The sequence below is a fragment of the Paenibacillus sedimenti genome, assembly GCF_014534655.1.
Lineage (GTDB): Bacteria > Bacillota > Bacilli > Paenibacillales > NBRC-103111 > Paenibacillus_E > Paenibacillus_E sedimenti.
The window spans coordinates 539,566-554,213 of the sequence record NZ_JACVVD010000003.1 but is presented as its reverse complement, the minus strand read 5'-3'; the positions used below and the strand labels follow the sequence as shown (position 1 = coordinate 554,213).

Annotated in this window: 17 protein-coding genes; all 17 read left to right on the top strand. The window is 48.5% G+C overall.

Going from position 1 to position 14,648, the window contains the following annotated elements; translation table 11 throughout:
* Positions 1–2: 2 nt before the first annotated feature.
* The 17 genes from spoIIIAG to recN all read left to right on the top strand — a co-directional run bounded on the left by spoIIIAG (position 3) and on the right by recN (position 14,579).
* Positions 3–641, top strand: a complete 639-nt coding sequence (gene spoIIIAG / locus ICC18_RS11365; RefSeq protein WP_188174500.1) for a stage III sporulation protein AG — start codon at positions 3–5, stop codon at positions 639–641.
* Between the two features lie 40 nt (positions 642–681).
* Complete coding sequence (locus ICC18_RS11360; protein WP_188174499.1) at positions 682–1,449, top strand: SpoIIIAH-like family protein; 768 nt, start codon at positions 682–684, stop codon at positions 1,447–1,449.
* A gap of 156 nt (positions 1,450–1,605) precedes the next feature.
* Entirely contained in the window at positions 1,606–2,106 is a 501-nt protein-coding gene (gene accB / locus ICC18_RS11355) for an acetyl-CoA carboxylase biotin carboxyl carrier protein (RefSeq protein WP_188174498.1), read from the top strand.
* A 65-nt stretch (positions 2,107–2,171) separates the two neighbouring features.
* Positions 2,172–3,530: an acetyl-CoA carboxylase biotin carboxylase subunit gene (accC, locus tag ICC18_RS11350; RefSeq protein WP_188174497.1), complete on the top strand. Its 1,359-nt coding sequence runs from the start codon at positions 2,172–2,174 to the stop codon at positions 3,528–3,530.
* 122 nt (positions 3,531–3,652) lie between these two features.
* A complete protein-coding gene (locus ICC18_RS11345; RefSeq protein WP_188174496.1) occupies positions 3,653–4,066 on the top strand; it encodes an Asp23/Gls24 family envelope stress response protein in 414 nt (137 codons plus the stop codon).
* A gap of 90 nt (positions 4,067–4,156) precedes the next feature.
* Positions 4,157–4,717: an alkaline shock response membrane anchor protein AmaP gene (gene amaP, locus ICC18_RS11340; RefSeq protein WP_188174495.1), complete on the top strand. Its 561-nt coding sequence runs from the start codon at positions 4,157–4,159 to the stop codon at positions 4,715–4,717.
* A 12-nt stretch (positions 4,718–4,729) separates the two neighbouring features.
* Positions 4,730–4,957: a DUF2273 domain-containing protein gene (locus ICC18_RS11335; RefSeq protein ID WP_188174494.1), complete on the top strand. Its 228-nt coding sequence runs from the start codon at positions 4,730–4,732 to the stop codon at positions 4,955–4,957.
* Between the two features lie 85 nt (positions 4,958–5,042).
* Entirely contained in the window at positions 5,043–5,510 is a 468-nt protein-coding gene (nusB, locus tag ICC18_RS11330) for a transcription antitermination factor NusB (protein WP_188174493.1), read from the top strand.
* A gap of 44 nt (positions 5,511–5,554) precedes the next feature.
* Positions 5,555–6,421 carry a bifunctional methylenetetrahydrofolate dehydrogenase/methenyltetrahydrofolate cyclohydrolase FolD gene (gene folD, locus ICC18_RS11325; protein WP_188174492.1) on the top strand — a complete coding sequence of 289 codons (867 nt, stop codon included), beginning with the start codon at positions 5,555–5,557 and terminating at the stop codon, positions 6,419–6,421.
* Between the two features lie 8 nt (positions 6,422–6,429).
* A complete protein-coding gene (gene xseA / locus ICC18_RS11320) occupies positions 6,430–7,797 on the top strand; it encodes an exodeoxyribonuclease VII large subunit (protein WP_188174491.1) in 1,368 nt (455 codons plus the stop codon).
* Positions 7,787–8,041 carry an exodeoxyribonuclease VII small subunit gene (gene xseB, locus ICC18_RS11315; protein WP_188174490.1) on the top strand — a complete coding sequence of 85 codons (255 nt, stop codon included), beginning with the start codon at positions 7,787–7,789 and terminating at the stop codon, positions 8,039–8,041. The genes xseA and xseB overlap by 11 nt, the downstream gene beginning before the upstream one ends.
* 16 nt (positions 8,042–8,057) lie before the next feature.
* Positions 8,058–8,948, top strand: coding sequence for a polyprenyl synthetase family protein (locus tag ICC18_RS11310; RefSeq protein ID WP_188174763.1), 891 nt, complete (start codon positions 8,058–8,060; stop codon positions 8,946–8,948).
* Positions 8,949–9,060: 112 nt separating this feature from the next.
* Complete coding sequence (gene dxs, locus ICC18_RS11305) at positions 9,061–10,950, top strand: 1-deoxy-D-xylulose-5-phosphate synthase (protein ID WP_188174489.1); 1,890 nt, start codon at positions 9,061–9,063, stop codon at positions 10,948–10,950.
* A 47-nt stretch (positions 10,951–10,997) separates the two neighbouring features.
* Complete coding sequence (locus ICC18_RS11300; protein ID WP_188174488.1) at positions 10,998–11,825, top strand: TlyA family RNA methyltransferase; 828 nt, start codon at positions 10,998–11,000, stop codon at positions 11,823–11,825.
* 106 nt (positions 11,826–11,931) lie between these two features.
* Positions 11,932–12,384 carry a hypothetical protein gene (locus tag ICC18_RS11295; protein ID WP_188174487.1) on the top strand — a complete coding sequence of 151 codons (453 nt, stop codon included), beginning with the start codon at positions 11,932–11,934 and terminating at the stop codon, positions 12,382–12,384.
* A 2-nt stretch (positions 12,385–12,386) separates the two neighbouring features.
* Positions 12,387–12,836, top strand: a complete 450-nt coding sequence (ahrC, locus tag ICC18_RS11290) for a transcriptional regulator AhrC/ArgR (RefSeq protein WP_188174486.1) — start codon at positions 12,387–12,389, stop codon at positions 12,834–12,836.
* A 15-nt stretch (positions 12,837–12,851) separates the two neighbouring features.
* Positions 12,852–14,579: a DNA repair protein RecN gene (gene recN / locus ICC18_RS11285; RefSeq protein WP_188174485.1), complete on the top strand. Its 1,728-nt coding sequence runs from the start codon at positions 12,852–12,854 to the stop codon at positions 14,577–14,579.
* Positions 14,580–14,648 lie beyond the last annotated feature (69 nt).

Below are 14,648 nucleotides of genomic sequence, written 5' to 3'. Positions count from 1 at the left end.
CGATGGGAACATTGCTGCAATGGATGGAGCAGAAATTTGGCGGCGGTCCGGGAGGACCCAAACGTAAAAACACACTGTTATGGGTTGTTTTAATTGGACTTCTGGGGGCTGCGCTGATGATTATGAATTCGTTTTTAACCGTAAAAGAGGTTGATCCCATCAATGAGGGCAGAGCCTCTCCACCCCCCAGCAAAGAAACATTTCTAGGAAGCTCGCCTAAAGAAAACTCCGCTTTCCATGATTATGAAGTGGCTTATCAGTCTCAGCTTAGAGAGATTCTTCAGAAAATTGTGGGTGTGGGCGAAGTTGAAGTGCTCGTTACGATCGAATCGACCGAGGAAATGAACGTCGATAAAAATTATAACGACAATCAGCAAATGACGACAGAGCGCGACACAAACGGGGCAACCCGGAACATATCCCAGGTAACGCGAAGCGGGGAAGTGGTGATCTACCAGGTGTCAGGTGACCAGAAGCCGCTTGTGCTCAAATATATCAAGCCCAAGATTAGAGGCGTCATCGTCGTTGCAAAAGGCGCAGAAAACCTCACCGTCAAAAAGATGATTATTGAAGCTGTAGAGCGAGGTCTGGATGTGTCCTCAAGCCGCATTTCCGTCTTACCTCGAAAAACCGGTGAATAACGAACAAACCTATAACCCTAAATTTAAGGAGGAATTTTCAATGAATGCGAAAAGACAAACAATTTGGCTGGTATCCATGCTTAGTTTAATGGTGGTGCTTTCCGCTTATTATCTGTTCACGGAGGATGTAAATAAGCTGGATCTGGCTGCGACAGATTCTGCCGCAAAACCGCAAGAAGTGAAAATCGATATGACTCAGGTCGATCCGGCAGCCGCAGCAGCGGACAAAGGAAAAACAGATGTAAAAGCGACTACAGGCACTGACGCTAAAACAGAAGCTAAATCCGACGCTCAAACAACTACGAAAACAGATGGCAAGACAGATGCATCCAAAACAACAACGTCAACAGATACTTCCAAAGCAACTACAGATACTTCCAAATCTACCCAAACAAGCACGGCTAAGACAGACGATCAGATTCTTAAACAAGTGGAAGAACAAGCGAAAACGACTTCCGCAAGCGACTATTTCACGAACGAGCAAATGAAACAGCACGACATGTTCGCTAAAAAGTCCTCAGATTTGATGGAGATTGCAATTGATCCCAAACAAACGCCGGAAGCTGTTGTAAAAGCTCAAAATGATCTTCAAAAACTGGCGGACATTCAAGATAAAGTGGAAAATCTGCAGGATACGCTGAGAAAAGATTACCCGCAAGTCGTCGTGAATCAAGACGGAAACCAATGGAAAGTAACGGTTCAAAGCGATAAACTTGAGAAAAGCCAAGGCGTCACCATCGTCGATATGGTCATCAAAGAGCTCGGCGCTGCTCCGGAAAATATCAAGATTCAATACGTGAGACCATAGATTTCATAACACGCGTGCCGAATCATGCGAGAGGATGGAGAGGGTCCGGATAAACTGGACTCTTTCCATTTCTTACGTTTATGGGTATAATACATACGGTGCGGCGATTGGAATCCCGCATGTTTATGGTTCACCAACTTTGAAGGAGTGACTTGAATGTTCAAATTGAGTGAAATTAAAGAGTTGATCAAACTCGTCGATCAATCCTCTTTACAAGAGCTTGAAATCGAAAATGAAGGCGCTCGTCTTTTGATTCGCAAGCCGAATAAAACAGAATCCGTGCTTGTTACGACGGCTCCTGTACAACACTCATACGCTCCAGTCGGACAAGCCGGCGTACCGCAACACGTGCCTGCTGCCGCACTGGAAGCCTCTGTACCTGCGAATATTGGAAATGCTAAGCAAGAGGACTCATCTTTACATAAGATTGTTTCGCCGATGGTTGGGACGTTCTATCAGCAATCATCCCCTGGCGCGGCTCCTTTCGTAAGCGTTGGATCCAAAGTAGGCGACAAAACGGTTGTCTGCATCGTGGAAGCGATGAAACTGATGAATGAAATCGAAGCTGAGATTAAGGGTGAAATCGTGGAAGTTCTCGTTGAGAACGGACAGCTAGTCGAGTACGGACAGCCTTTATTTTTGGTAAGACCGGAGTAAGCGAGTTTAAAGCTAATGCTTACGATGTCAGTTTTCCTTGAGGAAAACTCTCAGGAGGAAAAATAATGAAATTTCATAAAATCCTAATTGCGAATCGCGGAGAAATCGCCGTTCGTATTATTCGGGCCTGCCGCGAACTCGGCATTTACACGGTTGCTGTTTACTCGGAAGCGGACCGTGATGCGCTGCATGTGCGGCTTGCCGATGAAGCTTACTGTATCGGACCGACCCCATCCAAAGACAGCTATCTGAATTTCACGAACCTCATGAGCGTAGCGACGCTGACCGAATGCGATGCGATTCATCCTGGTTATGGATTTTTGGCGGAAAATGCTGATTTTGCAGAGATTTGTGAAAGCTGCAACATCACCTTCATCGGTCCTTCACCTGATGCAATTAGCCGCATGGGTGACAAGGCGGTTGCGAAGCAAACGATGAAAGATGCCAGAGTTCCTATCATTCCGGGATCTGACGGTCTGGTAGAGAATATTGAAGATGCGCTCAGCATTGCTAGAGATATCGGGTATCCGGTTATCATCAAGGCAACCGCTGGCGGCGGCGGCAAAGGTATTCGTATTGCGGATGACGAGGACATGCTCGTTAACCAAATTACTACTGCGCAGCAAGAGGCGCAGAACGCGTTCGGCAATTCCGGTGTTTATTTGGAAAAATATTTAACAGGCATGAAGCATGTCGAGATTCAAATCCTGGCAGATAAGCATGGGAATGTGGTTCACTTAGGCGAGCGCGACTGCTCCGTACAACGCCGCAGACAAAAGCTTGTCGAGGAAGCGCCATGCCCGATCCTGACGCCGGAGATCCGCGAAGCGATGGGAGAAGCTGCCGTTCGCGCTGCGAAAGCGGTGGATTACTCCGGTGCCGGTACGCTTGAATTCTTGCTGGGGCCGGACGGTAAATTCTACTTCATGGAAATGAATACGAGAATCCAAGTCGAACACCCTGTTACGGAAATGATTACAGGTATTGATATCATTAAAGAAATGATCAGCGTTGCAGAAGGGAACCCTCTATCATTTACTCAAGAAGATGTCAAAATCAACGGTTGGGCGATCGAATGCCGCGTGAATGCGGAAGATCCGAACAAGAACTTTATGCCTTCTGCCGGTCAAGTGAAGTTTTACTTGCCTCCTGGCGGTTTTGGCGTGAGGGTTGACAGTGCGGTATATCCGGGTTATACGATTCCGCCGCATTATGATTCCATGGTAGCGAAGCTGATTGTTTGGGGTACGACGCGTGAAGATGCGATTGCCCGTATGAAGCGGGCGCTCACCGAATTTGCGGTAGAAGGCGTGCATACGACCATTCCGTTCCATCTGAAATTGCTGGAGCACAAGAAATTCATAAAGGGCGATCACGATATCAAGTTCTTGGAAGAGCATGATGTGAACGACCCGAATTCATAGACAAACATTTGTCATATTTTTGGCGAAATGGTATAGTTATTAATTAGGACGGCTTATCCATAGCCTAGAGAAATGCTTACGATGCCAGTTTTGCTGGCGCAAAACTTTTAGGAGGTGCCACAATGAGCACAATCGCTCCGGACTACGTCAAAACAGACATGGGCAGCATCCAAATTGCCCCCGAGGTTATCGAAATCATTGCCGGATTGGCAACGGTGGAAGTACAGGGAGTAGCAGGGATGAGCGGCGGATTAGCAGGAGGCATTGCCGAATTGCTTGGACGCAAAAATTTGTCCAAAGGCGTAAAGGTAGAAGTGGGACAGCGTGAAGCTGCCATTGACGTCTCCATCATCATCGAGTACGGTAATCGAATTCCCGAAGTCGCAAGCGACATCCAAAAAAATGTTAGAACGGCGATTGAATCGATGACCGGCTTGAACGTCGTAGAAGTGAACGTTCATATTCATGACGTCCATTTCAAACAAGCAGAAAAACCGATCGAAGAAGATACATCAGCTGCACATCGCGTCAAATAAAGCGCGATTGCTGAATCCATATGGATCAATCGAGACCCCCTACAAGTTTGCAGGGGGTTTCCTCTCACCATAGGAAGGGGACAAGCTTACGTGGGTAAAATTGTGGACAGGCTCTTACTTCTTATCTATAGCCTGATTGTATTCGCTGCTTCTATCATTGTTTTGTTTACGGCTTGCAGTTGGATCCCAAGAACTCAGGCTGAGCAAGTGCTGGGTAATTTCTATGTGGAAAAAAACTATGCATATCCGGGAATTATCGTCAGCTTAATCGTACTGCTCATCAGCATTCGTTTTTTAATTATTGCGCTTCGCCGCAGCCGTTCGCAAGCACCTTCGATCGATCAGCGTACGGATTTCGGTGATATCCGCATTTCGATGGAAACGGTAGAGAACTTATCATTGAAAGCAGCAGGACGAACCAAGGGAGTTAAGGACTTGCGGGCGCGTGTAAAAGTAAATCAATCCGGCCTGGAAATCACGATTCGCACCGTTGTTGACGGAGAGAGCTCGATTCCGGAATTGACCGAAGACATGCAAAGCACCGTGAAGAGTTACATAGAAGATATTACCGGCATCCCAGTAGCTTCCGTAACCGTATTCGTAGCGAACATCGTGCAATCAGCGCCAACTTTTAAAAGCCGAGTCGAATAGAGGTGAACCCACATGTGGAATGAGCTGTGGGAGCAGCATAGGGGCAAAGTGATCGGAGTGGCAGCAGGCGTTTTCTTCGGCATCATTTATTTGTTTTTCGGATTCTGGGACATGTTGATCTTTGCATTCATTGTCCTTGTAGGTTTGTATGTCGGCAACAAGCTGGATCGCAAGGAAAGCTTCGTGCTGCTGGAAGACATTTGGCGTTATCTCACGCAAAAATGGAGAATGTTCCGCTAAAATCCTTGGGTAGTTCCTTGGATTTTTTTGTTTGGAATCGATGAAAGATGACGTATACTAGTAGAAAAGGAAAGTTGGGCTATCAATGAAGCGCAGAGTTGCACGAGAAATTGCTTTACAGAGTTTATATCAGATTCAAATGAATGAAGCTTCTCCCAAAGAGGCCGTACAAAGCGCGATTCATGAAGCGGAGAACGATAATGAAGCGCAGCTTGATGTTCCGTCTGAGAAGATATCACCTGCTTTCATTTATGAATTGGTCGAAGGAACATATAACAATAAAGTCAGGATCGATGAGCTGCTGGAAGAGTATTTGAAGGGCTGGCAAATGGACAGACTCTCCAGAATTGACCGCGAAGTGCTGCGTTTGGCTGTGTATGAATTGCTGTATCGGGAAGATACCCCGCCGAAAGTTGTCGTAAATGAAGCGATTGATTTGGCGAAACATTTTGGAAGTGATGAGTCAGGGAAGTTCGTCAACGGGGTTCTCGGGAAGATGATTAAAGAATTGGACGAATTGAAAAGCAAAGCTTTGCAGACGGAAAACCCGTAGTAAACCGTTGCAATTTTTTACGAATACGCTTAGGAGGAATCAACATGTCCGGACAAGTCATTAATGGTAAAGAGCTAGTTAGCTCGATACGCGAGGAAATTAAATCGGAGGTCGCTGAGCTTACGGCAGCAGGCCATCAGCCCGGCCTCGTTGTTGTCATCGTGGGAGAAGATCCTGCTTCCCAGGTTTATGTAAGAAATAAGGCCAAATCTTGCGATGATGTTGGTATCTATTCAGAGGTACATCGCCTGCCGGAGAGCACAACGCAGCAAGAATTGATCGCACTTATCCATAAATTTAATGCTGACAGCCGTATTAACGGGATCCTTGTTCAGTCCCCGCTGCCAAAACACATTGATGAAGAAGCGGTTGTGGATGAAATCGATCCAGCCAAAGACGTGGACTGCTTCCATCCGGTGAATGTCGGTAATCTGATGATTGGCAAAGACGGGATGAAACCTTGCACACCTCATGGCGTTATTGAAATATTGAAACGAACAGGCGTAGAGATTGCCGGTAAGCATGCGGTAGTAGTAGGAAGAAGTAATATTGTCGGTAAGCCGATGGCGATGCTGCTGCTCAGAGAGAACGCAACCGTATCCGTCGTCCATTCCCGCACGCCGAATATGGAAGAGATTACGAAACAAGCGGACATTCTTGTCGTAGCTGTAGGTAAAGCCCATTTGATAAAAGCGCATCACGTGAAACCCGGTGCAGTTGTTATCGACGTTGGCATGAACCGTCCTGCTGATGGCAAACTGACTGGAGATGTAGATTTCGAAGCCGTGAAAGAAATCGCGAGCGCGATTACACCAGTGCCTGGTTGCGTAGGACCGATGACCATTACGATGCTTCTCCGTAATACCGTTGATGCGGCTTACCGCGCTTCGAAATCTCAAGTGAGCGTGTAACCCGAAGTATGGCGAAAAATGAGACGAAGATCTTATCCGTAAAGGATTTGAACCGTTATATCAAAATGATGCTGGAAGGCGACAACCGTCTTCAAGATGTATGGGTACGCGGTGAAATATCGAATTTCACCCACCATTCCAGCGGTCATATGTACTTTACGCTGAAGGATGCGGACGGCAGGCTGAAAAGCATCATGTTCGCTTCACAAAACCAGCGGCTCGGATTTATGCCGAAGGAAGGAACGCGAGTCATCGCTCGCGGCAACATTTCCGTATATGAGCGTGACGGCGCCTATCAATTTTATGTGACGGCTATGCAGCCGGACGGCATTGGCAGTCTGTATCTGGCGTTCGAGCAGCTCAAGAAGAAGCTCGAAGGCGAAGGGTTGTTCGCGGCGGAGCGCAAGAAACCGATTCCCCGGTTTCCGCGCGCGATCGGCGTGATCACGTCTCCGACGGGGGCAGCTGTACGTGATGTCATCATCACGCTGCAGCGGCGCTTCCCGTCGGTTCCGATCCTCCTGTACCCGGTGCTGGTACAGGGGGCGCAAGCGGCGCCTTCGATCGTCAAAGCGATCGAAGCGATGAATCGGCTCGGTGAAGCCGATGTGCTCATCGTCGGCCGCGGCGGCGGCTCGCTCGAGGAGCTGTGGGCATTCAACGAGGAAGCGGTTGCGCGGAGCATCGCCGGCTCCGCGATTCCCGTCATCTCGGCCGTCGGCCACGAGACGGACTTCACGATCGCTGACTTCGTCGCCGATCTAAGGGCGCCGACGCCAACGGCGGCGGCCGAGCTAGCGGTGCCGCACCACCTCGAGCTGAAGCAGCAGCTGTCGCAGCAAGCGCAGAGGCTGCACTACGGGCTGCTCCAGCAGCTGCGCCGCAAGCAGGAAAGGCTGGAGCGCGCGAAGCGCTCCCCGTTCCTGACGAACCCCCGCAGGCAGCTGCTCATGCAGCCTGCGGAAAGGCTCGACCGGCTGGCGGAGCAGCTCGGTTACCGGATGCGGCAGCGGCTGTCGCGAGCTGCCGAGCGGCATATGAAGCTGGAACGCAGCTTATCCAGCTTCAACCCGAAAGAGCAGGCCGTATTCGCGAAGCGCCGATTGGATGCCGGGAGCCGGCAACTGCTCACAGCCATGCAGTCACTCCTGCGCGGCAAGAAGCAGGAGTGGCAGTCCAGCGTCCGCCATTTGGACGCGCTCAGCCCGCTGAAAGTCATGCAGCGCGGCTACAGCTTGGCGTACGACGAACAGGAGCAGAAGCTCATCCGTTCCGTTGAACAGGTGCAAATCGGGGATGTCGTAAAGATTCGACTGAAAGACGGCAGGTTGGATTGTCATGTATGGGGGATGGAGGAGAACAAGGATGTCAAATAGTGAAACCGAAATTAGCTTCGAGCTCGCCATTGAACAGCTGGAACGTATCGTTTCTCAGCTGGAAAGCGGCGATGTTCCTTTGGAAAAGGCCATTGAGCTTTACCAGGAAGGGGTTCGACTATCCCATCTGTGCGGCGTGAAGCTCGAACAGGTCGAGAAAAAAATTGAAATGCTGGTTGAGGGGGAAGCGGGCGTTGTAAATCGGAAGCCTTTCCAGCCGGCCTTGGAAGATAAGGGGAATTAGGTTGAATAAGACGAACATGATTGGCGAATACATAACTTCAAATACAGAAATAGTGGAATCGGCTTTAACGCAATCGTTGCCACCGGCATGGCAGATTCCTCTTCCATTACGAGAATCCATGAATTATTCGCTCATGGCAGGAGGCAAACGTTTGCGTCCTATCTTGGTTCTTGCTGCCGCTGAATCGCTAGGCGGTACAAAGGAAGCGGCACTTCCTGTCGCTTGTGCGATTGAAATGGTGCATACATATTCTTTGATCCATGATGATTTACCGGCCATGGATAACGACGACTACCGCAGAGGCAAGCTGACCAATCATAAGGTTTATGGGGAAGCGATGGCGATTTTGGCGGGCGATGCGCTGTTGACCCATGCGTTCTACAGCATCTCCCAAGCGCATAAAGTGCACGGAATACCTGCTGAACGCGTATTGGCCATTACCGAAGAGCTTTCTGCTTATGCAGGTGCACGAGGTATGGTTGGAGGACAAGCAGCCGATATGCTCGGAGAGCAGGGGATCACGAAGCTTGAGGAACTCGAATACATTCACTCGCATAAGACGAGCGATTTAATTGTGTTTTCTTTACGTGCCGGAGCTCATATCGCAGGTGCATCTCATGCTCAACTTCAGGCGCTTAGTCAATTCGGTCATGCCATTGGGCTCGCTTTTCAAATTCAAGATGATATTTTGGATATTATCGGGGATGAGGCGAAGCTGGGCAAGCCGGTGAAGAGCGACGAGAAGCAACAAAAGGTCACCTACCCCTATTTCATTGGCATGGAAGCCTCAGAAAAGAAAGTTAGAGAATTGACGAGTCAAGGTAAGGAAGCGTTGTTGCAAGCCAATCTAGTCCATCCGGAGAGATTGCTGCAGCTGGCAGATTATCTGATGAAAAGAGATCATTAATTTTTTTCTTTATCCAAATCATCAGCTTTTCGCCAGTTTTACATGCAGTCCCCAAATTTATGTTATAATGGTGTAATCTTAGCATTTTCACATTGAAAGTGAGGAAACAAGCGTGCTGCTCGAACATATCAATCAGCCTGAGGACTTGAAGCGTTTATCCTTGACAGAGCTTGAGACGTTGGCCGGTGAAATCCGTCAATTTCTGATTGAAAAGCTATCTGTCACAGGCGGACACCTTGCGCCAAACTTAGGAGTGGTTGAGCTCACTCTCGCTTTGCATACTCTGTTCCACAGCCCGTATGATAAATTGATTTTTGACGTGGGACACCAAGCTTACGTTCACAAAATATTGACAGGCCGCAAAGACAAATTCGATACGCTGCGAAAATACAAAGGGCTATGCGGATTTGTAAAACGTTCCGAAAGTGAACATGACGTCTGGGAAGCCGGTCACAGCAGCACTTCACTTTCTGCTGCAATGGGAATGGCTTTGGCGCGCGACTTGAAAGGCGAACATAACAAGGTTATCGCGATCATTGGAGATGGCTCAATTACAGGCGGTATGGCGTTGGAAGCGATGAATCATATCGGTCATGAAAAGAAAAATATTATGGTCATTCTGAATGACAACGAAATGTCCATTGCGCCTAATGTCGGGGCGATTCATAATTATTTAAGCAAAATTCGTTCGGATCGTCATTATTTGAAAGCTAAAGAAGAAGTGGAACACTTACTGAAGAAAATTCCTGCCATCGGCGGAACGCTGGCCAAAACTGCGGAGAAGCTGAAGGACAGTCTCAAATATTTTGTGCTGAATGGAGTCTGGTTTGAAGAGCTGGGCTTTACTTATATCGGTCCGGTAGACGGACATAACCTGCCAGTACTGATGGATACCCTCAAACAAGCGGAGAAGGTAAACGGACCTGTGCTTGTGCATGTCGTCACGACAAAGGGTAAGGGCTATACGCCTGCGGAGAAGGATTCGCACACTTGGCACGGACTTGGGCCTTACAAGATTGAATCCGGCCAAGTACTGAAACCGGTCGGACAACCGCCGATGTATACGGAAGTGTTTGGCAATACGTTGATCGAGCTCGGGGAAAAGGATTCAAGAATTATCGCGGTAACCCCTGCGATGCCTGGCGGTTCAGGCTTGTTGAAATTCGCTAAGCAATTCCCGACCCGGATGATTGACGTTGGGATTGCCGAGCAGCATGCCGCTACGCTTTGCGCTGGTCTTGCCACCGAAGGAATGAAACCGATATTTGCAGTTTACTCGACTTTCCTGCAAAGAGCGTACGATCAGGTCGTCCATGACATTTGCCGTCCGAAGCTGAATGTCACATTTGCTATTGACCGCGCCGGCTTCGTAGGCCCTGACGGCGAGACGCATCAAGGCGTCTACGATATCGCTTTCCTGCGCACCCTGCCGAACATGGTGCTGATGATGCCGAAGGATGAGCGTGAGCTGCGTGATATGATGCAGACTGCGCTTGAGTATAACGATGGACCCATTGCATATCGCTATCCTCGTATCAATGGAACAGGCGCGAGTATTGACTTGCCGCCAAAGGCGATACCAATCGGTACTTGGGAAACTGTTCGGGAAGGCGATTACGCAGCCGTACTTGCTGTTGGCCCAATGATTCAAGTCGCCGAAACAGCTGCAGAACAGCTTGCCAAGGAAGGCATCAACCTCCGTGTTGTCAACGCGCGATTCATTAAACCGCTTGACGAAGCTTACTTGCTGCAGCTGGCGAACGATTCGACGCCTATTATCACCATGGAAGAAGGTTCTATCCAAGGCGGATTAGGGAGCGCCGTCATGGAGTTTTTCGCAGGGAAAGGCATCATTGGGCTGCCTGTTAAAGTACTGGGCGTTCCTGACTACTTCGTCGAACACGGATCAGTGTCGGAGCAGCGTGAGGAAGTCGGACTGACTATGCAGAACTTGATTGCCGAAGTAAAAAAACTAATGCCCCGCAAACGCCAACGCGCTTAATAAGGTTGTTTAAAAAGCCCACTTTGATAGGAGCAAAAACGAACATAATGGCATCAGATAAAGAGCGTTTAGATATACTGCTCCTTGAGCAGGGATATTTCGAAAGCAGGGAAAAAGCAAAGGCCGCCATCATGGCAGGCCTTGTTTTTGCTGATGAAGAGCCTGTTGATAAGGCGGGAACGAAGATTAGCCGAAAAGCAGTATTGAAAGTGAAAGGAGCACTGCATCCTTATGTAAGCAGAGGCGGTCTCAAACTGGAAAAAGCACTCAAGCAGTTTGATATCAATTTGGATGGGGCGGTCATGCTGGATATCGGTGCATCCACAGGAGGATTTACGGATTGCGCTTTGCAAAATGGCGCCTCCTATGTATACGCCATCGATGTTGGCTATAATCAGCTGGATTGGTCGCTGCGTAACCATGAGCGCGTGAACGTGATGGAACGGACGAACTTCCGCTTTACGAAAGCGGAGGATTTGAACGGTCCACGGCCTACTTTTGCATCCATTGACGTTTCTTTTATTTCGCTTCGCATCATTTTGCCGCCGCTTAAGGAGATTTTCCAGCATCAAGGAAGTGTTGTTGCACTGATAAAGCCGCAATTCGAGGCTGGCCGGGAAAAGGTCGGCAAGTCAGGCGTCGTCCGTGAGCCAGCCGTTCACGAAGAAGTCCTAACCAATGTGCTTACTTTCGCGGCGGAGCTAGGCTTTTCATTAAAAGGCCTCACATATTCACCGATAACAGGCGGCGAGGGGAATATCGAATTTCTAGCATACTGGACTTGCAGCAACGAGGAAGCACCTATTGCCGAAGGTTCTTTGAAGTCCCTAATTTCGGCAACTGTGAAAGAAGCCCAGAAATTGCAGGGTAAATAAAACTCATCTTAGAGACCGCGATTGTCCGCGGCCCAGAGATGGGTTTTTTGCTGGAAAAAAAGGATTTTTCGAGTAAATCCGCGAATACTATGGCGAGGTGATGGACATGGAGAAAGGCGATGTCACAGTCATTTTGCTAATCCTGATTGTTTTTGTTTGCTATCTCATTTGGCGCTTAAAGAAGTGGCTTCAAACACCGATGAAACAGAGGTTCCGCATCCCGTTGCAGTCCGAGATCCCAGAGGATGATGTGGTGGAGCTTCTGGAGGGTGCAGGCTTTGATGTGCTGGCTGGCAAAACGAAAATCCCCATCACCATGACCATAGGCGATAGCGAGCAGCTGGAAAGCCGTCTTTTTATCGACTATTTTGTCCGGAGAAATGAAGAATTGTATCTCGTCAAGCTGGCCAAAGAGCGAAAGCCGTTAGAAATGACTGGCAGTTCTGTTCGAGATATGCTCCTTCCTTACAGTCTTATTTACCCGGAAGCCGCCGGGGTGCTCTATGTGGACATGGGGCAGAGTAAAATTAAAAAAATCACGTTTCATATAGAGGTGTAAGCATGAAAGGTCAACGACATGTGAAAATCAGAGAGATCATAACGAACAACGAAATTGAGACACAGGATGAGCTTGTGGAATCGCTTCGGGCTGCCGGTTTTCACGTTACTCAAGCGACGGTATCACGAGACATTAAAGAGCTTCATCTAATGAAAGTTCCGCTTGATGATGGAAGATATAAATACTCGATGCCGGCCGACCAGCGTTTTAACCCGTTGCAAAGACTGCGCAGAGCGCTAAGCGAGCATTTTGTAAGTATTGATCATACGGACAATCTTGTTGTGATGAAATGTTTGCCAGGTACGGCTAACACGATATGCATTTTGATCGATAACCTGGAATGGAATGAAGTGATGGGAACGATTTGCGGTGATGACACCATCTTGGTTATTTGCCGCGGCAAGGATAACAGCCAAGCTTTTGTAAATCAAATTATGTCTTTACTATCCTAAGCCGGGGAGGCGCACATGCTCACAGAACTTTCTATCCGCAATTTGGCGGTTATTGAACATGTACATATTCGTTTTAAAGCGGGTTTTCACGTATTAACGGGTGAGACCGGTGCAGGGAAATCGATTATTATCGATGCGTTGACACTGATTGTCGGCGGACGCGGTTCATCCGATCTCGTACGTTATGGAGCCGATAAGGCAGAGATTGAAGCCATGTTTGATTTACCTGCTTTACATCCGGTTTGGCATACGCTTACAAGCCTCGGCATTGAAGCCGATCCTGGCGAACATCTGCTCATTCGCAGAGAAATAACGGCATCAGGCAAAAGCTCCAGCAGGATTAACGGTCAGCTCGTGAATCTGACGATGCTTAGAGAAACCGGCGAGTGGCTTGTTAATATTCATGGACAGCATGAACATCAATCGCTTCTTGACGTGGAAGAACACATTCACTCACTAGATCTGTTTGCGGATGCTGAAATCCGCTCTGCTAAAAAAGCTTACCAAACTTCCTACGATACCTATATGAAATTGCAAAAGGATCTGCGTGAGCTGCAGGAAACAAGCAAGCAAGCACTTCAGATGCTCGACTTGTACCGATTTCAGATTGATGAGCTTTCTTCGGCCAAGCTGAAGGTGGGGGAGGACGAGGCATTAATCGAAGAGAAACGAAAGCTCGCCAACGCCGAGAAGCTGTACCAAAGCTCATCCGAAGCCTACGATCTGTTATACGCGACGAACCGAGGTCTGGATGCGGCCAATAAGGCGGTAGCTCGGCTTCAAGAGATCGTACAGCTAGATCCAGGCACGCTTAGCCCTCTATTAGAGCAAGCTCAATCTGCTTACTATCAGTTGGAAGATGCCGCTTATCAACTCCGTGATTACCGGGATGGGATCGAGTTCAATCCGGCACGCCTGGATTTTATTGAGCAAAGACTCGATACGATCTCAACATTGCGACGCAAATATGGAGAAAACATTCAAGAGATGCTGGCTTATTTGGATAAAATCAAAAGAGAAGTCGATACTATCGAAAATAAAGATGAACATATTCGTAAGCTCGAAGATCAGCTTGCCAAAGAGGAGAAACAACTTGGAATTGCTGCAGTCGATCTGTCCAATATCCGCAAAGGGATTGCTCAACAGCTTGCTGCACAGATCGAAATTGAGCTGCGTGACCTGCAAATGGAACGTACACAGTTCCGTGTCCAAGTCGAGCAGATTCTCGACGAGCGCGGCATTGAGGCCAACGGAAACAAGGTACGCTTCTCACGGGAAGGGATCGATCAGGTAGAGTTCCTTATGGCGCCTAACCCGGGTGAACCGCTTCGCGGTTTAAGCAAAATCGCTTCCGGTGGGGAACTTTCGCGTATCATGCTGGCGATGAAGACGATTTTCGCCCGTACGGATCAGATTCCTGTGCTAGTGTTTGACGAAGTCGATACTGGGGTAAGCGGCCGCGCGGCGCAAGCCATTGCGGAGAAAATGTCCGCTCTCTCCGCGAGCTGCCAAGTGTTTTCAATTACTCATTTGCCGCAAGTGGCCAGTTTCGCTGACGTACATTTCTACATTCGTAAAGAAGTAGATCAGGAGCGAACGTTTACTCGCGTGCAAGATTTACCGGAATCCGGACAAATCGAAGAATTGGCTCGCATGCTTGGCGGCGTAGAAGTTACAGAAACAACGCTCCACCACGCAGGGGAAATGCTTGCCATGGCACGAAACAAGAAATCTAGGGTATGAAAGTATAGATAGTCATCATTTTCAGTTATAAAACGGGGAGAGTGGGGTTAACTTATAGGTACGCATTTG